Origin of the sequence: Kurthia populi (genome assembly GCF_042686175.1) — a bacterium.
GTDB lineage: Bacteria > Bacillota > Bacilli > Bacillales_A > Planococcaceae > Kurthia > Kurthia populi.
Window position 1 is genome coordinate 1 of sequence record NZ_JBHUOR010000128.1, and the last position, 22214, is coordinate 22214.

Sequence of the window (22214 nt, forward strand, 5' to 3'; positions counted from 1 at the left end):
ATCCCTGTACAATCGCTAATTTTAATGCGCTCGTAAATTTCGTCATAAAAAAACCACACCTCCAATTGTTAGATTGTGTCTAACAATTGGGGTGCAGTTCATTTTTACGTTTATGATTGCCTATTTCTTTCTGAATGATGCGCTGCAGACCGCGATTGCGATGATGGCGGTGTATGCGACGATTGTGGTTGGTTTTACATCTGGACAATTTATTTTACTGTATTTAGTGAGTACAATTTCGATGATCATTGGTTCGCTTGTTTTTGGTAATATTACACGAGCTGCAGGTGCGAAACGGGCTGTAACCTTTGTTTGTTTCATTATGATTGCCGCTTTATTAATTGCGGTATTCGCACAGGAGCAATGGATGTTCTGGATTGCGGGCTCTTTATTCGGTGTATCACTCGGCTCAACATGGGTGACTTCACGTACGTTCATTATTCAGCTGTCGCCACCAGAGAAGACCGGCCAGTTTTTCGGCTTATTTGCCTTTTCTGGCAAAGTATCGTCCATTGTAGGTCCTGCGCTATATGGGACGATTACCTTAATGCTAAAAAATTACGGGACACTTGCTAGTCGTGTGGCACTCGGTTCTTTATTAGTGCTTACGATTATCGGGTTAATCGTGCATCTTTTCGTGCGCGTACCAAAATCGACAAAAAGTGCTACAATAGAGTCATAGGAGCTGATAAGCATGATAAAAGATGCTGTATTTGAACAATTAAAACAAGCAATGCGTGACAAGGATTCATTGAAAAAAGGGGTACTACAACTTGTGAAGGCAGCAATTGACCTTCAAGCGAAAGAACAAGGTGCACCGGTTTCAGAGCAAGATGAAATTTCGATTATCCAACGCGAAGTGAAACAAACGGAACAAGCGCTAGAAGGTGCAGAGCAAGCGGGTCGCGATGATTTAATTGCGGATGAAAAACGTAAGCTAGAAATCTTAACAGCGTTCTTACCAAAACAATTGTCTGAAGAGGAAGTTGTTGCAGTATTAACAGAAGCGGGTGTTACAACCGGTATGAATATGGGCGAGGCAATGAAAATTGCGAAACCTGCACTCGCAGGAAAAACTGACGGTAAAACAATGGCGAAAGTCGTTAAGGCATTAATTTCTTAAATTATGTCATTCAGTAAAGGAATTACGCAGTTGCGTGATTCCTTTTTTCTATTCTAGGGTACATATATACAGCGAAGTATTTAATTTTTCATAGACAATAATTTATAAAATAGGAAAAAAGGTGGTGAATGAAAAATATGAATAGCATTTTAAAAGAATCCGTTATTTCATTAAATGACTATTTCGATACAAATCAAGTTGATGACTTTTTTCAACTTGTTGATCAAGTCATAGAGCAATTACAACTAGAAGAGGCGCACGAGCAAGTCATTCATTTTACGCTATGTAAGGCTAGTTTATATTTTAATGTAAGTCACTTAACACTCGCTTCACAAGTTTTAGCAGAGAATGCAACATATATTGAAAAGTATGGTGATGTGGCACAGAAAATCCGCTATTTAAATACACTAGCGGCGATTCAAGGACGAAATGATGATTTGGAGCAGGCCTTTATGTATTTAGATCGCGCCAAGCAATTAGCGGAACAATACGACCGGACACATTTAGTGAAAATTTATCATAATTTGAGTGTCTATTATTTTAATCAGCAGCAGTTTGACGAAAGCTTATTGTATGCCCAAAAAAGTATGGCTTATTTTGCGGCAACGCGCAAAGCGGGCACACAAAACAATCGTGCCCTGATGAATTATGCCAAAATTTTAATTGCGATGGAACGTTTAGAGGAAGCAGATGAGCTACTTGAAATCGTGAAAGCCCAGTTACAAGAAGATGATGGAGAAAGCCGTCTAGCATGGGTAAAAACATATGTCGAATGGCTTGGAAAAAAACAGCAATTCGACAAGGCTTATGCTGTCTTGAAACAAGAAATTGCACAGCATCCAAACAAGCATAGTTGGAATAAAGAATTATATGAATTATTATGTCCTTTATCAAAAAAAACGCAATCAAAAAGACACTATTTTCAGGATTTAAAACAATTGAAACAAGCGATGGATTTGGTAAATGCAGACTTTGTGACAACGCAGCTTCAATCTGTTAAAAAATATGTTGATATTGAGCAGCTTCAGAAAATTGCATGGTGTGATCCATTGACAAATGTGCATAACCGTAAATATTTAGAGGAACATTATGAAGCGTTTAGTTTGCGTTATCAACAGCATACCGTGCTCGTTTTTGATATCGACCATTTCAAAGAGATTAATGATACATTTGGTCATATTTCTGGTGATCAAGCAATACAGCAAATGGCAGATGCCGTCAATTATTTTTTTGAACAACAAAAGGCCATGTTTGTTCGTTACGGGGGCGATGAGTTTTATGTGTATTATCAAGGGCCCTCAGAAGCGGACGTTGTGGCGTTTGCGCATTATTTCCACGAGACCTTAATTGCGGACTCATTTACATACGAGCATATGACATTGCCGCTATCTGTATCAATGGGCAGTGTCTATGCAGCTGAGACACGTACCTATACAGAGTGGTTTGAAGCGGCAGATAGTGTACTATATGAGGTGAAGCGACAAAAGCGAGGGGAGCTCTATTATAAAACGGTATAAAAAAAGAACGACGCCTTTAAAGGAATCGTTCTTTTTTATTAGGCAGGGAACATTTCGCTTAAATAATACCCGCAATATTGCTGGACGATATTCGCATTTACTTCTGGTGTAACAATCGCTAGACGTGTTAAGAGTGCACTATTGTCATTTAATAGCATCACGAGGTCCATCAGTAAGCTGTTTGTGAATGAATACAATTTATAATCGCGCTCTAACTGCGTAATACGTTCTTGTTCAGTGCCCTGATACATTTGTTTTAGCATTGGAATGACTTGATTGTATGATGACATGCTTTGTTTTTCAGCAGCAGTCATTTTTTCATCAAGTGCTTCTGTTGTATACGCCTCTTTTGAACGAACAAGCTCTTTTAAAAGCTCTAATAGCATCCCTTGCTTCGCTGTTAATGACGCCATTTTTTGTAGTAATGAATGCTCATATACCGCTTCATTACCAGTCATCGTCATCTTTTCACCTGTAAGTAGCGCTGTATATTCCTTTTGGACGCTATCTGGATCAACGAATTGCATGAGTTGGCTAAAGAGTGTGCCATATAATTTATTAACCGTTTCTAAATCTTCATCTGTTTTCGGTGCTTGTTGCTCTTTTTGACTAGGTTCTGTACCGAAATACAGGCGACCGACATCTAAGCTCCCAATTTCATCAAAGCGTAACCATGCCTGTGCGAGCTCATTACCGATTGGAATATAAAATGACTCTTCCGCTTCCTGATAATCAGCATGTGATAAGTCGTTTTCTGCGAGTAAGGCATTATAGCTTTCAGTGCTTTCCATTAGACCATAACGATATAGCTGTTTGTATAAACGCAGCTGTGCCTCTTCTTGTAGGGCATTTTCGTCAAAATCAGCGACCGCATGTGCTAGATTACGTAATGTATTCGTATCGTAATAAAGTAGGAATGCGCCTTTGACAGGGAGTTGTGCCTTTAAATCATCTGGAATGCGTTCATACATCGGTAACGTTTGCTCTGTTAAGCCGTAATGCTCCACTTTCGCAATTTCGATATGAAGCGCTGATAAATACGCCGCAATCGCTAAATTTTTATTTTCCATTAAGTAAGAAATCTCGCCAAGCAGACGGTAAATTTGGCTATTACCAGGTTCTTCTTTAATGGCTGCTGTACACATATTAATCGCTTGATTCAAACGAGCTTGATGCATTAGATCGCGCGCGCTAGAAAGTAATTTTTCAACGTTTGACATGTTCTCAAAACCTTTCAATTATGTAGTCTTCCTTATTATACAGAAGCACTCTCGAAAAAGCGAAAAAGAACATATGTTCCGTCATGCGAAAAACAGCATTTTTATGAATTTGTTAAAAAATGCTCTTTTCATGCATTATTTTGTCGATTTTGAATTTACGAGATGCGCTTCCCCCGTAAGCTGGATACAAATAGGTAGGTCACAGTTGCATTTTCGTATTAATTCTCGTATGCTAGTAATAGAAGTACGCGTGATGGGTAATCATAGCGACGTAGACGACTAGGTGGCTCCTGGTCGTTTTTTTATGCGCAAAAAACCACCTAGTTGGCTAGACTAGGCGGTACACTGTTACAGCATCATACGGAAAAGGCGATACACTGTATCAACTGCACGAAAAATGTCAGCTGCATAGCGGAAAATGGCTAGTTTTCCACTACGTTCCTTTTGCCGTTTCGCTTGAGCCTTTTCAAGACGTGATGGGTAATGTTTCGTCATAGCAACGCACCTCCCTTCGGTGAAGGAGTCAGCGAAGATGCTGCAAGGATTAGTGTATCATACGGGGCTTCTTAAGCGATAATTAAAAAAGTACTGCATGATGTAGTCAAAAACAAAAAAAAGAAGGGCTCATGTTAATGCGTGAGCCCTTCTTTTTTATATGTGATGACGACCAATCGGAATGATGAGAGGTGTTTGTGACACGGGATCTGCAATCACCTGACAATCGAGTGAAAAGATGTCCTTTATTAAGGCACTCGTCACAATATCTTTAGGCGCTCCTTCTGCAATTAATTGACCTTCTTTTACCGCAAATAAATAATCAGCATAGCGTGCGGATAGGTTAATATCATGGAGTACCATAACAATCGTTGTCCCGTATTTTTGATTGAGGTCCGTTAATAAATCGAGAATTTCTACTTGATACGTAATGTCTAAATAGGTGGTTGGTTCGTCTAAGAATAAAATGTCGGTTTGTTGAGCGAGCGCCATCGCAATCCATACACGCTGACGCTGGCCACCAGAGAGCTCATCGATATTACGATCAGCAAATTCGGTAATATTCATCATCTCCAGTGCTTCAGCAACCGCTTCGTAGTCTTTTGTGGACCAGCCTTTAAAAAGTGTTTGATGCGGAAAGCGACCACGTCCGACTAAATCAGCTACTGTAATACCCTCTGGAACAATAGGGGACTGTGGTAATAGTCCGACTGTTTTAGCTAACTGTTTTGGGGCGATATCATGAATGGATTGACTATCTAGTAGCACCTGTCCTTGAAGCGGCTTAATTAGTCGAGCCATCGTTTTTAATAACGTCGATTTACCGCAGCCATTGGCACCGATAATAATGCTAATTTGATTTGCTGGAATGGTTAGTGTAATAGCTTCTAAAATCGTTTTATCGTCGTATCCAGCTTGCAGATTTTCTGTTTGAAATGTATGTGTTGTCACTAAATATCACCCTTTCGATTGATGCGAATTAATAAATAAATCAAATACGGTGCACCAACAATACCTGTAATAACACCAACGGGATACCGTGTTTCAAAGGCGAATTGACCAATCAAGTCTGCACCAAGCACGAGTATAATGCCAATAAGCCCCGCAGGTATAATATTAGAAAACCCAAAACCTACAAGACGCTGTGCGATTGGTCCAGCAAGAAACGCTACAAAGGCAATCGGCCCCGTTGTCGCGGTCGCAAGTGCAATCATGCATACGGCACAAAAGATAAGGATAATACGCGTTTTATTCGTATTCACACCAAGTGCTGTGGCTGCTTGCTCTCCAAGTTCTAGCATTTCTAATTGCTTTGAACAATACAGGACAAAGGGCATTACACAAATAATGCATAGCAGTAACGTAAGAATCATTGGCATTGAGGCGTTATTTAAACTGCCGCTTAACCAGACAAGTGCTGTTGGTAAATCATTCGTTTTTCCGATCAACATAATATACGAAATGGCGGCGTTAAGCATTGCTTGAATGCCGATACCGATTAAAATTAAACGCCCAATCGAAAAGGCATTTTTTTTCGATAATACGTAAATAATGCACACCGTCACAAGGCCCCCGACAATTGAGGCTATCGAAACCGTAAAATGACTCGCATGCAGTACAATAATGCAAAATACAGCCGATGCGCTAGAACCGGCTGTTACGCCAATAACATCTGGATTGGCGAGGGGATTGCGGAGCATCGTTTGAAAAATATAACCCCCAACACCAAATGCAAAGCCTGCGAACAGACCCGCAAGTGTGCGTGGGAGACGAATTTCAGTAATCGCAAAAGAGGCACCGGGTACCGTTTCACCCATTAATACACGGATAATGTCTTGTACAGGGTAAATCGTATGACCAAGCATCATCATTGCACAAGCAAGGCTAAGCGATAGTAGGGTGAGCACTGCTGTCATAAGTATAAATCGCATACGGCGTTTTTTACGAGCAGTTATCATGGATTGAATCGTTGGATTGATCATAAGGCACGCATCTTCGCTTTCATTGTAATTAAAATTAAAATAGGGGCACCGATAAAGGCTGTCAAAATCCCAACCTCTAATTCACCAGGACTTCCGAGGAAGCGGCCACATACATCGGATATCGTTAAGACACTCGCTCCGGTCAACGCCGCAAGTGGCATAATGAAGCGGATATCTGCACCAATAACAAGGCGTACTAAATGGGTCGCTAATAGGCCAATAAAGCCAATTGGTCCTGCAAGCGCTGTGGCAGCACCACATAATACAACCCCCGCAAAGGACGCGATTAGTCGTAACGAGCCAGTACGGACGCCAAGCCCTGTTGCGACTTCATCACCAAGTGCAAGGGCATTAAGGCCGGGCGCTGTACACATAGCGATAATCAGGCCAATAACTAGAAATGGAATAAATAATTGCACAGTATCCCATGTACCTGAGCCGACACTACCGACTTGCCAGAAGCGGAATTTATCCATAACATTCGTACGTGGAATCATAATCGCCGTTACGAGCGATGATAAAATCGCACTTGTCGCGGCACCTGCTAATACGAGCTTCAGTGGCGTTGCACCACTTGCACCCATCGAGCCGATACTAAAGACGAAAATCGCTGTTAAAATGGCCCCGATGATAGCCAGCCAAATATAGCTACTCGCGCTATTTATACTTAAAAAAGCCATGCCACTGACAACGAATAAAGAAGCACCCGTATTGACACCTAAAATACTCGGGTCTGCAATTGGATTTCGTGTGACGGCCTGCATTAACGCACCCGATACGCCAAGCGCGGCACCACACATTAAACTGAAAACCGTCCGTGCAATTCGCTGGCGTACAATGGTTGCCTCATGCGATGTGACCTCGGGATGGAATAAGCCATCGAGTATCCCCGCGAAGCTAACCGTACGTGAGCCGAATCCAAGCGACAGCACAATACTTATGAGAAACAAAATAAGCAAAAGCATGCTTACCAAAAGAATGTGTTTTGGCAGCAGCATTTGCTTATTTTTAAGTTGTAGCGTCGTCATTATTTAACGTTTTTCGCCACATCTGAAATTTTTGATGCATATTCATCAATTGTATAAGGAATTGATAAAGGACTTGGTGTTCCTGCAGCCGCAAGTGGTGTATTGTCTTCTATAACCACAACGTTACCAGCTTTAATCGCAGGTACTTTTCCAAGAATCGGGTCTTTTTGAAGTGCTTTTAATGTTTTATCTGTACCGTATGTGACAAGGATGTCTGCATCATTTAACGCATCCGCATTTTCAGCGCTTAGTTCAACATAGAAACTTGCATCATCTTTAATTTGCGCCTTTACACTTTCAGGATAGCTCATACCTAGCTCTTCTAGCATTTCACCGCGAGGGTCGCCTGTTGTATAAACGTAGAACTTAGAAAAGCCCGTAGCATCAAATGCAACGAATGCTGCTTTTTTGTCTTTTAAATCAGAGTATTTAGCAGCCGCATCTTGGATTGTTTTTTCCGTATCCTTGATTAATTGCTCGCCTTCTTTTTCCATGCCCATTGCCATGGCGTCATATTTAATCATGTCGCGCCATGACGTTACCCAAGGCTGATCTTGATAGGCGACAACCGGAGCGATTTTCTTTAATTTATCGTAATCTTCCTGTGTTAAACCTGAGTAAGCTGCTAAAATCACATCTGGCTGTGAATCCGCAATCGCTTCGAAATCTAAGCCCGCTGTATCTCGGTAAATCGTTGGGTTTTTCTCGCCTAGTTCTTCCGCTTTTTCTTGTGTCCAAGGAAGCATCCCTGTGTCATTATCTTTAATACCGTAGTTTGCGGCAGAGAAGCCTACTGGAACGGTTCCTAATGCAAGTGCTACATCTTGGTTCCCCCAAGCGATTGTTGCAACGCGTTCCGGTTTTTTCTCAATTGTTGTTGTACCTAATGCATGTTTAATTTCGATTGGGTACTGTGTATCATTTGAAGCTCCTGACTCTTTATCAGCTGTTTTGTCATCTGCATCTTTATTAGATGAACAAGCACCTAAAATAAGCGCGAATAAAGCAGCCATAACGAGCATAAGCAACGATTTTGTTGTTGTTTTCATATGAGCGCAACCTTTCTTTTACTATGTAATTTGTTGAGAATTATTCTCACTTAATGAAATATAAAGGGGAATGAGCGAAATGTCAATGCGCGTCACATTACTTTTTTCTCTATTTTTCGACAAAAATACGCAAATATCCATTATTTCACCTATAAATAGCTCTTTTCGTGCGCAAATATCCAAATACTAGATGTGGCAATAAAAAAAGTGGCTGGGCCAGAATACGTTATTTTCCTTTTTTAGCGTTCGCAACGAAAAACCGGAACCGCACCACAGCGCGATTCCGGTTTTTCTTATGCTCATATGGGAGGTTGTTTTTATACATATGTCCCAGCCTCTTGCATAACCAATTATACAATAAAGGCAAAGTATCCTAAGAATAGAACACAAAGTACATACATAATTGGGTGAATTTCTTTAAAGCGTTTTTGTGCCATTAAACAAATTGGGTATAACACAAAGCCCATACCAATACCGATTGCAACACTTGATGTAAGTGGCATCATAATGATTGTTAGGAAGGCTGGAATTACAATTTCAAGTTTTGTCCATTCGATTTTACGAATTTCCATGGCCATTAAGGCACCGACAATAATTAATGCAGCAGATGTTACTTCTACAGAAATCACACTGATGACTGGTGAGAAGAATAGCGCGATGCCAAAACAAATCGCAATGACAACAGCCGTAAAGCCTGTTCGTCCACCAACAGCAATCCCTGCAGATGATTCAACGCTTGTTGCAGGGGTTGATGTACCAAGAACTGCACCAATCGCACCCGCTGCAGAGTCGGCGATTAAGCCTTTCCCGATGTTCGGGATTTTATTGTCTTTCATCATACCTGCTTGACTTGTTAAACCGATTAACGCGCCTGCTGTATCGAAGAATGCGACAATTAAGAAAGTGAAGATAACAACTAATACTTTCACAGTAAAGATTTCGTCCATGTGGTTAAAGACAACACCAAATGTTGGCTCTAAGCTAGGAATGCTGCCAATGACTGATTTTGGTACGTCAATTAAACCAAAGATCATACCAAGAACAGTTGTGATGACCATACTATAGAAAATACCACCGTTGATGCCGCGTACTAACATAATAACCGTTAATACTAAGCCAACAATCGCTAAAATCGTCATAGGCGATGTTAAGTCACCGATTGAAACGAAGGTTGCTTCATTTCCGACAATAATACCACCATTTTTCAAACCGATAAATGTAATGAAGAAACCAATACCAGATGCAATCGCATATTTTAAATTCAATGGAATAATGTTAATAATTTTTTCACGGATTTTTAATAAGCTTAAGATCATAAAGATAATACCGGCGATAAAGACGCCTGTTAACGTCACTTGCCAGTCAATGCCCATCCCGATACAAACCGAGAATGTAAAGAATGAATTTAAGCCCATACTTGGCGCAATAGCGATAGGGAAGTTAGCTAAAATCCCCATTAAAAGGGTACCGATAATGGCAGTTAATGCTGTTGCCGTAAATACGGCACCTTGGTCCATGCCTGATTGGCTAAGGATAATCGGGTTCACGACAAGAATGTATGCAATCGATAAGAAAGTCGTAATCCCGGCAAGTGATTCCTGCTTGTAGGAAGTCCCGCGTTCAGCAAATTTAAAAAAGTTTTTCATGTGTTAAGCTCCTGTTTGCCAGATTAAAGATGAATAGGATGCGATAAACGATTTATTTTCTTGGAAAAACAAAAAAACTTTGACTATGGCATAGTCAAAGTTTCTCTACAAAATGAAATAAACGTATTACAGTATCCCATTCCTTGTAGACAAGCTATTATTGGTAGCTGGTAGAAACTTTCAAGCCATATTCTTGAAATTATACAAGGGTTATTCTCTTTTAAAAACAATAGAGAAATAATAACAATGATTATTTATAACGTCAAATGTAAGAAAATTCATTCATTTTATACTTTTTAATAAAATGAGATTCGTTTTAGGGGAATCGAATTATTTTGATTATTAAAGAGATATAAAGACGAACGATTATTGCGTGATATGCGATTTAACATACGGATTTAAGTATTTTAACTTTTTTTAGTGATTATATGATTTGTATTTGTTGAAAGCTCAAAATAGTAGCCTTAGAAGCGGAGGAATGGATTTCTAAATACTGTGCGAAGAAATAGTATGCAATGAGGTGTTAAGCGTTAGATGACTTTCTGGCGTAAAAATCTGCGAATTAGATTGTTTGAACAATTGTTATTATTGTACAGATAGAATTTAAGATTAAATAAAATTAGATAGTTATATGCTTGCTATAAGGGAAATATAAAGACGCTTGCTTTAAAAGGATGGAGAGCGGCCGATATACATACTACCATCTGTTCTTTTGTTTTAGTTTACATAATATATATTATAGGAAGTTATAAAAATTAGAAAAAATAGAAGTAATTTCATAGGTTTTATTGTATATTATAATTAAATTGATTTTCACATGGCCGATTGTCTTTTTTATAAATTTTTGTCGTTGGAGTTGGTCTATATATGAAGATTTTCCCCCTTGGTGTTGGGAACGCTTTTACGAAACGTTTTTACCACAACAATTTCTTATTTGATTTTGATGGTGAAGCCTTTCTTGTTGATTGTGGTACATCCTTACGTTTTTCGTTAAAGGAAGCTGGCATCCCATATGCTGATTTACACAATGTTTTTATTTCGCATTGTCATTTTGACCATATTGGTGGTCTCGAGGAGCTCATTACACATCGCCTTAAAGAAAATTTGACGACGAAAGTCTATGTCCTTCGCGATATGTATGAAGATGTGTTATCCGTATTAGCACCTGGTTTAGGGCTTCAACAAATCGAGGAATTTTGTGAATTTATTTTATTGGATGGCCGTACACCATATCAAGTAAATGGATTTACGATTGAATTATTACCGACGACTGGCCTACATATTAAAAATATGCTGAGCACAGGCGCACGCATTACACAGCCAGACGGTACACAAATTTTATATAGCTCTGATATTAAAAATTTGATGCATAGTCCATTTAAATCGGTTGTTACACGTAATACACGTCTAATTTTACAAGATATCAGTTTCACAAAAAATGGTGCTCATAGTACATTTGAGGAAGTAATTGCTTATTATCCACGCGAAGTGCAGCATTATATCGTCGCGATGCATTATGATGATAATATAGAAGATTTTTATGAACTGATTGAAAAATCACCAATTCGCCTTGCACGTCAGCACCAGTGGATTCATGTTTAATAAAAAACGTCTCGAATTAGTTCGAGACGTTTTTTATTCGTACCAAGGCTTCGTATACAGTTCCCCGCCGATATTTTGCTGAAAAAAGGCATTGATATATAGCAGGCAAATGCACACGATGTCATCATACTCCGCTCCGTTAATCACAATATCCGCAATAGAAAGCCACTCACCTATCCGTCTAAATGGTAGCTCCTGCACGACATCTTGATGCTTCACATAAACAAGCGTCTGATACCGTGAAAAAAACTCATACGTGTCCTCTCCTGATCGCCAAGAAAAATGCTTATCGCCGTTTTTCTTTGTATACACAATTTTCTTATCATTAATCCATACCTGCTGCTTCTCCTGTTTAAAGGAAAAGGCGAGGTTTTTCCCGTCATACAGCATATACGTCTCATTTAATAACGACTGAAATGTATGATTCATGAGGCGTTTCCAAAGGACCGTTCTCTTTTTCGCCGTATATAAAAGTTTCCCGTTATCAGCTTCTATATGAAACGTATACACACTTGACTCCAAATGTTCCTTCCGACGAATGCGCATAACGACAAAGACATCTCTTTTCGTCAAAATGATATTTTTTTGCGTTAAGTAAATTAAAAACCCGTACTTTTACGCAAATCACATCAAAAAAATACTATTTTAAAGTGATTAGGCTGTTGTAAGAGTTCCTTGATGAAAATGCATTTTCCACTGGCCATCTACCCGCTTCCAAATCGAACTTCGTAAAGAATGCTGTGCATTTACCGCATTATACACGCGATACGTCGCAAGTATGATGTCCTCCGACAGCAGCTTTATGTGAAAATTATCGATTGTCATACAGACATCACCAAGCACTATTTCTTCTATTTGTTCCTGCTGATACAATACCTTCCCTGAGCTACCAATTTCAAAAAAATCATCTGCCAAAAACAAACGTAAAGCCTTGCTTGAACGGCGTACTTCCGGCTTCAATAAGGCAAGCTCTAACGCTAAAATCGTATCATGCATGCATACCCTACTATAATAAACGATATTGATTCACCGGCCGTCCAATCCCGCCATACTGAATCTCAATGACTACACGCTTTTGCTTTTCTAAAAAATCTAAATAACGACGTGCGGTTACCCGTGCGAGCCCAACACCATGCGCCACTTCCTCTGCTGAAATGGCTGCTTGTTGCGTGCCGATATAAGTAACAATCTTATCAAGTGTTGCCTTATTCAAGCCTTTTGGAAGTTCCTTAGATAGCGCTGCATCTTGTGTTTTATGTAATAATGCATCAAGCTCCTGCTGGGATAAGGCATCCTTCGCAGTAAACTTTTGCTTATAGCGCGCATAATTTTCAAGCGCTTCCTTCATCCGTTCAAATGAAAAAGGCTTCATAATATAATCAAAGACGCCTAGATGCACAAGCTTTTCGATGGTTTCGCGGTCATTAGCAGCCGTCACGGTTATCACATCAACCGGAAGTTCACGTGCCCGAATTTGTCGCAAGCTCTCTACCCCGTCTTGTCTAGGCATATACACATCCATAAAAACAAGGTCTGGCTTTAACATCGCTGCCTTCTCTACCCCTTCGATCCCATCATGTGCAGTATCAATTACTTGAAAGCCCTTCACATTCTCAATAAATTGTTGATTTACTTGACGAACCATTGGATCATCTTCTACTAATAATACGCGTAACATTGCTACCCCCTACATCTCAAACGTCACGACAATACTTGTACCGGCGTTTGGTGTACTTTCCACATCAATTGTTCCCTGTGCCTTTTGAATAATATCTTGAATTAAATATAACCCAATCCCATGATTTTTGGAATGTTTCGTCGTAAAGCCATTATCGAATATACGCGCTATTTGCGCCTCGCTCATACCAATCCCGTTATCCTCAACCAAAATCGTCAGCACTTGATCGTTTTGGTCAATGCTGATGAATAACTTTTTATCGTCATGTGTCGCTAATTGCAGTGCATCAAAGCTATTTTCGATTAAATTACCGAGCAATACGACAAAATCATGAAAATCAAGCGCCTTCGGTAAATAATCAAGCGAGCTCTGTGCATCAATCTCGACTAGAATGCCGAGCTCCTTACCGTGATTGACCTTACTTAATAATAAGCCAGCTAAATTTTGATTTTGAATGCGCTCATGCAAAAAATCCTGTAGCTGGTCTTGCTCTTTTTTGGCACCTTGAATATACTGCAACGCAGCTCGGTAATTGCCAAGCTGCATGAGTCCCGCTACGGTATGCATTTTATTTTTATGCTCATGATTTTGAATACGTAGCGCCTGCACAAATTCCTTTACGCCCGTCAGCTCCTCCGCAAGCTTTTTCACCTCTGTACGATCCTGGAAAATAGCAATCGCCCCTACTGTCTCCCCTTCTACTTCAATCGGTACACGATTCGATAAAATGGTATGCTGATTAATGAGTAATTCCTTATTGTAAATTGGCTGATTAAAATCTAAAATCTCCGGCAAGCGCGAATCCGGCAAAATATCATAAATGTTTTGCCCAATCAAATCCCCTTCATCGACACCTAAAATTTGCTTCGCTTTCGTATTAAAAATCGTCACGATAAAATGATTATCAATCGCAATGACCCCTTCATGCATCGCATTAAAAGTTTCCGAACGCTCAATATAGAGCTTCGCAATTTCGTGCGGCTCATAATCGAGTAAATCCCGCTTCATACTACGGCTTAGTAAAAACGCTCCCCATGCGCCAAATAAGAGCGATAAGCATGTCGCAACTAAAATCTCATCGCGTAAATTATGGACGATATCCAAAAATGTTGGTAGTTTATACCCGACAAGTACCACCCCTACTTGCTCATGCATAGTATTCATCACTGGCACAAAGGCACGTGCGACGGTTCCTAAATCTCCCTTTGCGGTCGTTGAGTAATAGTGCTCGGTAAAGGCATCCTCTATGTCATTGGACTGCGAGCGTAAGCCAACAAGGGATTCCTTTGGGTGGCTTAAACGTACCCCGTCCATCGTCAATACGACAATATAGTCGGCCTTATTGGTCGTCCGTACATCGCGTATCGTTTTTTTGAGTTTCGTTGCCTTTTGCTGATTCGTTAAGGCATCATTTTCTAAAATCGTTGGTAATTCAGGTAGTTTCCCAACCGTTTGTGCCACAAGCATCGCCTGCTCCGTTATCCGTTTCTCTTCAGAGTTCAAAATATTACTAATAATAAAAAGGCCTGAAATTAAAAAAGAAAAAACGATAATAAAAAAGGTTAAGGCGGTAATTTTCCCCGTCATGGATACACGTTTATCAGTCATTCGTGATTGCCTCCCTTAAATGCCTCTATTTTAGCATGTTTCCTATGGTAAAATAAGGGCTGTATAACAGGAGGCCAGCGATGCGCACATATATTTTATCAGCAGTACTTATTTTATTACTCGTTATCGGCATTTTTACGATTCCGAATCTCTCAAAACAAACGATCTATAGAGATAGCGAGCAACAAGGACTTGATGAGCAAATCACGATTCATTTTAGTCATGTCGTTGCTGAAAATACACCAAAGGGACGCACTGCACTTTATTTTAAAGAACTTGTTGAGGAAAAATCTGGCGGACAAATACATGTCGAGCTTTATCCAAATGGCATGCTATATAATGACGAAAATGAAATAACGGCCCTACAGCATAATGATGTGCAAATGATTGCGCCGACCTATTCAAAAATTTCGAACGATGTGCCTGAATGGGGTGTGCTTGATTTGCCGTTTTTATTTGAGAATGAAACAGATGTTACACGTGTTTTAAGCAGCGAGGTCGGTGATACATTGCGTCAAGCGCTAGAAAAACAAGGCATTCATGGACTAGGCTTTTGGCAAAATGGCTTTAAGCAAATGATCGCAAAAGACGCACCTGTTCAGACATTAGCGGATTTTAAAAGCAAACGAATGCGGACCATGGCGAGCAACGTGCTTACAATGCAGGCAAAGCTACTTGGTGCTACACCACAGGCAGTATCATTTGATGAGGTCAATAGCGTGATTTCTAAGGAGGCCATAGATGTCCAGGAAAATACATTATCGAATATTTACTCCAAAAGCTTTTATAAGGAAGAGCCGTATATTACCCGCTCTAACCATGGCATTTTAGGCTACGGTGTATTGATGAATCAACGCTTTTGGGATAGCCTGTCAACTGAATCAAAAGGCATTATTACGGTATCAATGCAGGAAGCGAGCGCCTGGAATGAAAAAATAGCGCGCAAAATGAATGTGGACGACGAACAGCGTATGAAGGCATACGGGACGCATTTTTACACATTGAGCACGCATGAAAAAGCTCGCTGGAAGCGTACATTACAGCCACTCTATCATGAATTTCAGCAAAAGGACTATCGAGACATCCTTGATGCAATCGAGCGACAATTGCATCAAAAAACGCCTACATCATCGCAGTGATGTAGGCGTTTTTTGATTATTTCGAGTGATCTTTTAGCCATTTGCTAACGAAAGGATAAATCTCTTTTTGCGCATAGCGGCCTGTACATACCGACACGTGACCTGTTGGTACTTCGTGAAGTGTGTTTACTTTACTTGAAACTTGTTTGTTTAGCGCCTTAATTTGCTCTGGCTGTACGATATTATCGCGTGTTGCGCAGATGTTTAATAAGTTCGCCTTAATATTTGAAAGCTTCACTTCTTGACCGCGAACGGCTAGTTCACCTTTAACGAGTTTATTTTCTTGATAGAAGTCGCGAATCCACTGACGATAAGCTTCCCCTGGGAATGGTACGCCATCGTTTAACCATTTTTGCATAAGCTTCCACGTTAACACGGCATTGTCGTTTTCGATACGACTTGCAAGACCAACATATGTGCCAAGCGAGTTAGAGATTGGGCTTAATAAGCGATTTCCATAGTCAATCATTTCAAATGGAATATTCCCAAGTGTATCAACCATTTTATCTAATTGGAATGTGTCTTTGTTTAACCAGTTCGTATAAAGACCAGCGTCTTCAAAGTCTGTTGGTGACGTCATTAAAACAAGATTTTTAATCGGTAAAATGTCATTATAAAGCGATGTGAAAATCGTCGACATCGTACCACCCATGCAGTACCCATAAATTGTTAGTTCCTTTGCGCCTGAATCTTTTAATACTTTTTTCACTGCGCGTGGGATGTAGTCTACGATATAATCGTCAATTTTCATATGACGATCCTCGTGACCGGCTGTACCCCAATCAAGTAAGTACACATCATGGCCATCGTTTACTAAGTACTCAATTAAGCTATTTCCTGGGTATAAATCTAAAATATATGAGCGATTAATTAATGCGTAGATGAATAAAATCGGCACTTTATTCGTCTTTTTCGCATGTGGTGCATAATGGTATAATTTTGACTTGTTTTTTGTCCAAATAACTTCTTTCGGCGTTTGACCTACTTGCGGGTCTGATTCCGTTGTTACAACCTCTGTAAAACGTTTAATCTTCTCTAAATCCTGTGGCAACACGGCTTCTTCTGGTAATTTCATCGCTTCGATCCATTGTTCGAACGACGCTGTTGGTACTCCATTACTCACAACAAAACCTCCAATATCAAAATAAGTAGTATGTTTCAGTATCCTTTAGCGGAAAAGTAAAGGATATCCAAATGGCTTCATTTATTCTAGGAGTGGCTCTATGTTGATGAAAATGTAACACATTCGTTTAGGAATATTATTTTTTCGTCTGTGGCGTGTTTTTTGCAGCAGGTGTTGCCGCTGTTTTCATTTGTGCATTCGGTGCTGGTGTCAGAGGCTTTTGCGGCACCGCCTTTGGTGTCGTAGCAGCTGCTTTTGCCTCTACTTGCTTCGTTAATAACTCAATGACCGTATCTAATTTTTTATCTAGACGGTTCACCGTTGTTTTTAACTGCTTAATTTCTTTTGCGTGGCTATCATGTGCATCCTCTTGTACGTCTAATTGATCTTCTAAATCAATTAACTTCGACTCTACATTAATAACAAGTGAAGCAATGCTCGCAATTTCGTCGCGTGATGGGACGTTTACTTGTTTTAAATAAGATTCTGTCATGCCATTCACAAGCCCTTGATATTGTAAATATTGCTTTTGTACTTGCCCTAACCCTTCTGCGAATGCGGGTTGTTCAAGTGTTGATTGAATCGAGTCGCGGAATGCGCTCTCTGTACGGTCGTACATCTCTTTCCAGATACCGAACGCATCAAATGTTTGATTCGTCACGTAAATTCCTCCTCTATCAATAAAATCGTTTTACATTTTTCACTTTACCATAATCTTCAATTATTTCAATTAATTTTACTGTTTAGAAAAAGTTTTTTGAAATACTTGACACAAAATGCACATAGGTGTAAATTACACTTATAAGTAATTTGAAGATAGGTGATAGCAATGAATTCGAAAAAACCACAAATGGGCGCACCAAAAAACATTTTAGTGCCCATCATCTTGCTCCATTTGCGTGATATTAACGCTTATGGATATGAGCTAATGGAAAAGCTGACAACATTCGGTGTTGATTCTGTCGACCGAGGAAATTTTTATCGTATTTTACGACAACTTGAAAAAGATGAGCTTGTTACTTCCGAGTGGAATACGGAGGAAAATGGTCCAGCGAAGCGTATTTACGCCATTACTGAAGAAGGTCTGAGCTACTTAGACTTGTGGGCCGGTTCATTTGGCGAATACCAAAAACTCTTAACGAACTTCTTCAAATTGTACAATCCGTTCCTTTTCCCTAGCACGCCAGCTAGTAAAAAGACGGATGAAGCGGATGACATCAACGACTAGCAGCCAAGACTCCCCGCTCATGCTTTAAAAAAACATGACCACTATTAGGGAGGAAATTTAACATGGCAAACGAACTATTAACAAAAAGCGTAGATCTTATTTGGGACAACTGGTTAAACAGTGTAAAGGCAATCAATACGGTGCAAGAAGATGCAGAAAAACGCGCAGTAGAAGCATTCGCTGCACAAAAATCAGCATTCGATCAAGCACTTACTTCTTATAAGAATGTCGAAGAAAAATCAAACCAAGCGATTAAAGATTGGCAAAAACAAGTGACTTCTTCATTTGAAGCATTCACAACACCTGCACAGTCTGCACAATTGTCTACGTGGATCGACACGTTAAAAGAAGCAACAGAGCAAGCGCAAGAATTATCTTGGAAACCGAACCACGCTGTCGTGGATTACATCCGTAATGCGCAAACAGAATGGGAAAAAGCAATCAACACAACGCTTTCTGAGCAAAAATCAGAGCGCCAAAAAGCATTAGCAAACATTGAAGATTTAACAGCGAAACTAAAAGAAAATCACAAGTCTTTACTTGATTCAATTCCTGCCGTTCCAGTTGTAAAATAATGAATGTAAGAGTCTGTTATGGTACAGGCTCTTTTTATTTCCATCTATTATATAACCGCGATAAAGAGTAGATTCTATTCTTTATCGCGGTTTTTTGTCGTTTGAGAAGATATTTCATTGTCAGAAAAGTCAAAAGACCAAAAAGACCAAAAAAACCATTATGACCACAATATTCACAAGCACAGAAATTCGTACTACATTAGGTCTTGTAAGCGTTTTATTAACTACATACAAAGGGGTGTACGTATGAAAAGAGTCAACTTACGTAACTTAACGGTTCAAGTGGTGCTGGCCATTATCCTAGGGATTATCGTAGGGGCGATTTTTCCAAGTTTTGGCGCACAGCTAAAAATTTTAGCAGATATCTTTATTAAATTGATCAAAATGCTTATTGCACCAATTATCTTCCTAACAGTAGTGACGGGTATTGGTAGCATGGGTGATATGAAAAAAGTCGGCAGTATCGGCTTAAAGGCACTTATTTATTTCGAAGTGATGTCCACGATTTCACTTGCTATTGGCTTTATCGTAGTCCATATTATTAAACCAGGTGTTGGTGTTAATACAGATGCACTTAAATCAAGTGGTGCAGATATTAGTGAATATACAAAGGCTGCTGCAAATCAAGATCATGGTATTCAAGCATTCGTTATGAGTGTGTTACCAGAAAACTTCTTTGGAGCAATTGCGAACGGTGAGTTACTACCAGTGCTTGTCTGTGCGGTATTCTTCGGCCTTGCAGCCGCTTCTATCGGTGATCCAGTGAAACAAGTTATTACATTATGCGAGCAAGCCTCTCAAATTTTCTTCAAAATTGTTGGGATGGTAATGAAATTCTCACCACTTGCTGCATTTGGTGCAATGGCCTATACAATCGGCAACTTCGGTATGGGTTCATTATGGAACTTAGGAAAATTAATGCTTGGCGTATACATTACAATGGCATTATTCGTTATCGTCATTTTAGGTCTCGTATTACGATATGCCGCAAACGTCAATATTTTCAAATTCCTGAGCTATATTAAAAATGAATTATTAATTGTTTTAGGGACTTCTTCATCTGAATCTGCCCTACCACTCATTATGAAAAAATTAGAACGCTTCGGCTGTTCAAAACAAGTTGTCGGTCTTGTTGTACCAACAGGTTATTCGTTTAACTTAGATGGTACCGCCATTTATTTATCAATGGCCGCAATGTTTATCGCACAAGTATATGATGTGCATCTATCCATTTGGCAACAACTTTATTTACTACTGATTTTAATGGTGACTTCTAAAGGGGCTGCTGGTGTAACCGGCTCTGGCTTTATTACTCTTGCTGCAACACTTGCCGCATTCCCAATGATTCCAGTCGCAGGGATTGCCCTTTTAATTGGTGTTGACCGCTTCATGTCAGAAGCACGTGCCATTACAAATATTATCGGTAACTCGGTAGCAACCGTTGTTGTTGCGAAATGGGAAAACGAATACGATCCGAAACAGCATGATGTCCTCGTCGCTGAATTAAAAGAAGAAAAGCGCTTGCGTCACGAACATGCTTAAGTTATAAATGGGCTTGCAAACATTGCAGGACCATTTTTTTGTTCGCAAAAAATTGTCAGATGCCCAAGGAGCGGTTTTTGGCTACGACATATTTTTTAATAAGTGTCATTCATATGTGTATGCACCTATAAATGTAATAAGCATTTGATTGAATGACGAAAAAACATATAGAATTACTAAAGCTAAGTAGATAACTACTATTAGTTTGTACAAGTCATTTGTAAAAACAGGCATATTTAGCGCCTCTAGCGGGGGTGTTTTATGTATTTTAAGGCATAAAAGGGACGTTTCCACACATAGCAAGCTGCATAAATGAGCTACACAGTACAGATTGTCGTTTTTTGAATAAATAATGTGAGATGCTCGTTCGTGTAGTATTTCAAGCGCTCTAAAACGGTACTTTTTTATGCAAAATGAACCCTTAGAGACCCCTTTCTAGCGTAAAATGCGCTTTTTCGGGCGTTGAAAATAATAATAATTTTTGACGATGGCGTGGAATAACAGTTTTTGTTGACAGATTACGCGGTATCGTTAGTAAACGTTTTAAATTTTACCGGACCATTGTCCTGAATTGGCACATATTTTTAAGTATGTCGTAGCCAAAACCCGCTTCCTGAAGATTTCGTTCATTTCAAATGAAGCAAATAAAAAAGAGGATGGAAAAATCCATCCTCTTTTTAGTGACAAATGAGTCTTGCACGAATGAGTGCTACGGTAGTATCGCAAATGAGCGTACCGGAAATCCTGTTGCTTTATCAGGTTTTGCGACGATATTGAATATGACCGCGCCTTTAGCGGGTAATTGATCTAAATTCGTCAACAACTCAATCTGATAAGCATCTTGCTGTAACACATAAAGCTCTGCCTTGAGCGCTTTATTTTTATAAAATTCCTCACTTGAATCCGTATCAAAGGTTTCATGACCGACTGCGCGAATGTGGCGCTCTTCAAATAAGAAACGGAGTGCTTCAACAGACCAGCCTGGCGTATGAGCCACATCGTCTGCATCCTTATTATTAAATGTGTCGCTATCATCAATGCGCTTTGACCAGTCGGTACGTAGTGCGACAAATGAGCCGCTATCGATTTCCCCGTACTGTTCCTCAAATGACAGGATTTCTCGTACGGTAATCGTAAAATCAGGATTTTTTGCGACGTCTGTTGAAACGTCGATGACAACGAGCGGTAATACAAGCTCTTTTAACGTAATATCATTTAAATAGCGGCCGCCTTCAACAAAATGAACTGGCGCATCAATATGCGTGCCATATTGTCCTGCAAAGGTAAATTGTTGTGCGAAAAAGCCTGCTGAATAATCGAATAACGTTTTCTTCTCAAGCGGCGAGAAGGCATTAAAGCGGGGGGTATCGGCACTAAAACTATGCGTTAAATCCACCCATGTACGCTCCTTTAAAAGTGATAGTGCCTGTTGAATCGATTGCTGTGTGGTTGTCATACCTCATCTCCCTTTCGATTTAAGTAACAAAAAAACCTCTTCTCGATAAGAAGAGGTTGGTGTCAAATGGGATGCCGTTCTCTTCTCATCTTTTAGCAAATGATGCTACAGGAATTAGCACAGTACAAAATGTCTGTTGCTGCGTCTTCAATGGGCCAGTCCCTCCAACGCTCTTGATAAGAAAGTGATTTAGTTGTTGATAC

Annotated in this window: 21 protein-coding genes, 1 pseudogene and 2 riboswitches; of the genes and pseudogenes, 8 read left to right on the forward strand and 14 right to left on the reverse strand. The window is 39.8% G+C overall.

Going from position 1 to position 22214, the window contains the following annotated elements; genetic code table 11:
• Positions 1 to 100: 100 nt before the first annotated feature.
• From ACFSY7_RS14980 to ACFSY7_RS14990, 3 genes and pseudogenes are all read left to right on the forward strand, one after another.
• A pseudogene (locus tag ACFSY7_RS14980) lies at positions 101 to 682 on the forward strand (MFS transporter); the annotation flags it as partial.
• Positions 683 to 694: 12 nt separating this feature from the next.
• On the forward strand, positions 695 to 1123 hold the full coding sequence (locus ACFSY7_RS14985; RefSeq protein WP_126990079.1) for a GatB/YqeY domain-containing protein: 429 nt from the start codon (positions 695 to 697) through the stop codon (positions 1121 to 1123).
• A gap of 137 nt (positions 1124 to 1260) precedes the next feature.
• A complete protein-coding gene (locus ACFSY7_RS14990; RefSeq protein ID WP_380148397.1) occupies positions 1261 to 2640 on the forward strand; it encodes a tetratricopeptide repeat-containing diguanylate cyclase in 1380 nt (459 codons plus the stop codon).
• 38 nt (positions 2641 to 2678) lie between these two features.
• Here ACFSY7_RS14990 and ACFSY7_RS14995 read toward each other — a convergent pair whose 3' ends face one another.
• From ACFSY7_RS14995 to ACFSY7_RS15025, 7 genes are all read right to left on the reverse strand, one after another.
• Positions 2679 to 3860: a hypothetical protein gene (locus ACFSY7_RS14995; protein ID WP_126990077.1), complete on the reverse strand. Its 1182-nt coding sequence runs from the start codon at positions 3858 to 3860 to the stop codon at positions 2679 to 2681.
• A 348-nt stretch (positions 3861 to 4208) separates the two neighbouring features.
• Positions 4209 to 4355, reverse strand: coding sequence for a hypothetical protein (locus ACFSY7_RS15000; RefSeq protein WP_158620974.1), 147 nt, complete (start codon positions 4353 to 4355; stop codon positions 4209 to 4211).
• A gap of 156 nt (positions 4356 to 4511) precedes the next feature.
• A complete protein-coding gene (locus ACFSY7_RS15005) occupies positions 4512 to 5306 on the reverse strand; it encodes an ABC transporter ATP-binding protein (RefSeq protein WP_380148400.1) in 795 nt (264 codons plus the stop codon).
• The gene (locus ACFSY7_RS15010; RefSeq protein WP_380148401.1) at positions 5306 to 6337 is read right to left on the reverse strand and encodes a FecCD family ABC transporter permease; all 1032 of its coding nucleotides are present in this window, start codon (positions 6335 to 6337) and stop codon (positions 5306 to 5308) included. The genes ACFSY7_RS15005 and ACFSY7_RS15010 overlap by 1 nt, the downstream gene beginning before the upstream one ends.
• A complete protein-coding gene (locus ACFSY7_RS15015) occupies positions 6334 to 7365 on the reverse strand; it encodes a FecCD family ABC transporter permease (RefSeq protein WP_380148403.1) in 1032 nt (343 codons plus the stop codon). The genes ACFSY7_RS15010 and ACFSY7_RS15015 overlap by 4 nt, the downstream gene beginning before the upstream one ends.
• A complete protein-coding gene (locus ACFSY7_RS15020) occupies positions 7365 to 8414 on the reverse strand; it encodes an iron-siderophore ABC transporter substrate-binding protein (protein WP_380148405.1) in 1050 nt (349 codons plus the stop codon). The genes ACFSY7_RS15015 and ACFSY7_RS15020 overlap by 1 nt, the downstream gene beginning before the upstream one ends.
• A 350-nt stretch (positions 8415 to 8764) precedes the next feature.
• Positions 8765 to 10060, reverse strand: a complete 1296-nt coding sequence (locus ACFSY7_RS15025) for an NCS2 family permease (protein WP_126990073.1) — start codon at positions 10058 to 10060, stop codon at positions 8765 to 8767.
• A gap of 126 nt (positions 10061 to 10186) precedes the next feature.
• Positions 10187 to 10287: riboswitch (purine riboswitch) on the reverse strand.
• A gap of 640 nt (positions 10288 to 10927) precedes the next feature.
• Here ACFSY7_RS15025 and ACFSY7_RS15030 point away from each other — a divergent pair.
• Complete coding sequence (locus tag ACFSY7_RS15030) at positions 10928 to 11662, forward strand: MBL fold metallo-hydrolase (RefSeq protein ID WP_380148406.1); 735 nt, start codon at positions 10928 to 10930, stop codon at positions 11660 to 11662.
• A gap of 33 nt (positions 11663 to 11695) precedes the next feature.
• On the opposite strand, the gene ACFSY7_RS15035 is transcribed toward ACFSY7_RS15030, so the two are convergent.
• The 4 genes from ACFSY7_RS15035 to ACFSY7_RS15050 all read right to left on the reverse strand — a co-directional run bounded on the left by ACFSY7_RS15035 (position 11696) and on the right by ACFSY7_RS15050 (position 14948).
• Positions 11696 to 12091 carry a hypothetical protein gene (locus ACFSY7_RS15035; RefSeq protein WP_380148407.1) on the reverse strand — a complete coding sequence of 132 codons (396 nt, stop codon included), beginning with the start codon at positions 12089 to 12091 and terminating at the stop codon, positions 11696 to 11698.
• A 225-nt stretch (positions 12092 to 12316) separates the two neighbouring features.
• The gene (locus ACFSY7_RS15040; protein WP_139992103.1) at positions 12317 to 12658 is read right to left on the reverse strand and encodes a nuclear transport factor 2 family protein; all 342 of its coding nucleotides are present in this window, start codon (positions 12656 to 12658) and stop codon (positions 12317 to 12319) included.
• A gap of 10 nt (positions 12659 to 12668) precedes the next feature.
• Positions 12669 to 13340: a response regulator gene (locus ACFSY7_RS15045; RefSeq protein WP_126990069.1), complete on the reverse strand. Its 672-nt coding sequence runs from the start codon at positions 13338 to 13340 to the stop codon at positions 12669 to 12671.
• Positions 13341 to 13349: 9 nt separating this feature from the next.
• The gene (locus ACFSY7_RS15050) at positions 13350 to 14948 is read right to left on the reverse strand and encodes an ATP-binding protein (RefSeq protein WP_380148408.1); all 1599 of its coding nucleotides are present in this window, start codon (positions 14946 to 14948) and stop codon (positions 13350 to 13352) included.
• 80 nt (positions 14949 to 15028) lie between these two features.
• On the opposite strand from ACFSY7_RS15050, the gene ACFSY7_RS15055 reads away from it, so the two are divergent.
• Positions 15029 to 16087, forward strand: coding sequence for a DctP family TRAP transporter solute-binding subunit (locus ACFSY7_RS15055; protein WP_380148410.1), 1059 nt, complete (start codon positions 15029 to 15031; stop codon positions 16085 to 16087).
• 16 nt (positions 16088 to 16103) lie between these two features.
• Here the strand turns inward: ACFSY7_RS15055 and phaC are convergent, their stop codons facing one another.
• Positions 16104 to 17210, reverse strand: a complete 1107-nt coding sequence (phaC, locus tag ACFSY7_RS15060; protein ID WP_255512393.1) for a class III poly(R)-hydroxyalkanoic acid synthase subunit PhaC — start codon at positions 17208 to 17210, stop codon at positions 16104 to 16106.
• A 136-nt stretch (positions 17211 to 17346) separates the two neighbouring features.
• Positions 17347 to 17871, reverse strand: coding sequence for a polyhydroxyalkanoate biosynthesis repressor PhaR (locus ACFSY7_RS15065; protein ID WP_380148411.1), 525 nt, complete (start codon positions 17869 to 17871; stop codon positions 17347 to 17349).
• Between the two features lie 168 nt (positions 17872 to 18039).
• On the opposite strand from ACFSY7_RS15065, the gene phaQ reads away from it, so the two are divergent.
• The 3 genes from phaQ (at position 18040) to ACFSY7_RS15080 (ending at position 20555) form a co-directional block, all read left to right on the forward strand.
• A complete protein-coding gene (gene phaQ / locus ACFSY7_RS15070; RefSeq protein WP_380148412.1) occupies positions 18040 to 18438 on the forward strand; it encodes a poly-beta-hydroxybutyrate-responsive repressor in 399 nt (132 codons plus the stop codon).
• Positions 18439 to 18500: 62 nt separating this feature from the next.
• Entirely contained in the window at positions 18501 to 19013 is a 513-nt protein-coding gene (locus tag ACFSY7_RS15075; protein WP_126990064.1) for a PhaP protein, read from the forward strand.
• Positions 19014 to 19259: 246 nt separating this feature from the next.
• Positions 19260 to 20555: a dicarboxylate/amino acid:cation symporter gene (locus ACFSY7_RS15080; protein WP_126990063.1), complete on the forward strand. Its 1296-nt coding sequence runs from the start codon at positions 19260 to 19262 to the stop codon at positions 20553 to 20555.
• A 709-nt stretch (positions 20556 to 21264) separates the two neighbouring features.
• On the opposite strand, the gene ACFSY7_RS15085 is transcribed toward ACFSY7_RS15080, so the two are convergent.
• Positions 21265 to 22011, reverse strand: a complete 747-nt coding sequence (locus ACFSY7_RS15085) for a cyclase family protein (protein ID WP_380148413.1) — start codon at positions 22009 to 22011, stop codon at positions 21265 to 21267.
• A gap of 82 nt (positions 22012 to 22093) precedes the next feature.
• Positions 22094 to 22194: riboswitch (SAM riboswitch) on the reverse strand.
• Positions 22195 to 22214 lie beyond the last annotated feature (20 nt).

Excerpts from the sequence above, each read along its gene's own strand:
- ACFSY7_RS14985 (WP_126990079.1), top strand. The coding sequence starts at position 695 with ATGATAAAAGATGCTGTATTTGAACAATTAAAACAAGCAATGCGTGAC.
- ACFSY7_RS14990 (WP_380148397.1), top strand. The coding sequence starts at position 1,261 with ATGAATAGCATTTTAAAAGAATCCGTTATTTCATTAAATGACTATTTC.
- ACFSY7_RS14995 (WP_126990077.1), bottom strand. The coding sequence starts at position 3,860 with ATGTCAAACGTTGAAAAATTACTTTCTAGCGCGCGCGATCTAATGCAT.
- ACFSY7_RS15000 (WP_158620974.1), bottom strand. The coding sequence starts at position 4,355 with ATGACGAAACATTACCCATCACGTCTTGAAAAGGCTCAAGCGAAACGG.
- ACFSY7_RS15010 (WP_380148401.1), bottom strand. The coding sequence starts at position 6,337 with ATGATCAATCCAACGATTCAATCCATGATAACTGCTCGTAAAAAACGC.
- ACFSY7_RS15015 (WP_380148403.1), bottom strand. The coding sequence starts at position 7,365 with ATGACGACGCTACAACTTAAAAATAAGCAAATGCTGCTGCCAAAACAC.
- ACFSY7_RS15020 (WP_380148405.1), bottom strand. The coding sequence starts at position 8,414 with ATGAAAACAACAACAAAATCGTTGCTTATGCTCGTTATGGCTGCTTTA.
- ACFSY7_RS15025 (WP_126990073.1), bottom strand. The coding sequence starts at position 10,060 with ATGAAAAACTTTTTTAAATTTGCTGAACGCGGGACTTCCTACAAGCAG.
- ACFSY7_RS15030 (WP_380148406.1), top strand. The coding sequence starts at position 10,928 with ATGAAGATTTTCCCCCTTGGTGTTGGGAACGCTTTTACGAAACGTTTT.
- ACFSY7_RS15035 (WP_380148407.1), bottom strand. The coding sequence starts at position 12,091 with ATGAATCATACATTTCAGTCGTTATTAAATGAGACGTATATGCTGTAT.
- ACFSY7_RS15040 (WP_139992103.1), bottom strand. The coding sequence starts at position 12,658 with ATGCATGATACGATTTTAGCGTTAGAGCTTGCCTTATTGAAGCCGGAA.
- ACFSY7_RS15045 (WP_126990069.1), bottom strand. The coding sequence starts at position 13,340 with ATGTTACGCGTATTATTAGTAGAAGATGATCCAATGGTTCGTCAAGTA.
- ACFSY7_RS15050 (WP_380148408.1), bottom strand. The coding sequence starts at position 14,948 with ATGACTGATAAACGTGTATCCATGACGGGGAAAATTACCGCCTTAACC.
- ACFSY7_RS15055 (WP_380148410.1), top strand. The coding sequence starts at position 15,029 with ATGCGCACATATATTTTATCAGCAGTACTTATTTTATTACTCGTTATC.
- phaQ (WP_380148412.1), top strand. The coding sequence starts at position 18,040 with ATGAATTCGAAAAAACCACAAATGGGCGCACCAAAAAACATTTTAGTG.
- ACFSY7_RS15075 (WP_126990064.1), top strand. The coding sequence starts at position 18,501 with ATGGCAAACGAACTATTAACAAAAAGCGTAGATCTTATTTGGGACAAC.
- ACFSY7_RS15080 (WP_126990063.1), top strand. The coding sequence starts at position 19,260 with ATGAAAAGAGTCAACTTACGTAACTTAACGGTTCAAGTGGTGCTGGCC.
- ACFSY7_RS15085 (WP_380148413.1), bottom strand. The coding sequence starts at position 22,011 with ATGACAACCACACAGCAATCGATTCAACAGGCACTATCACTTTTAAAG.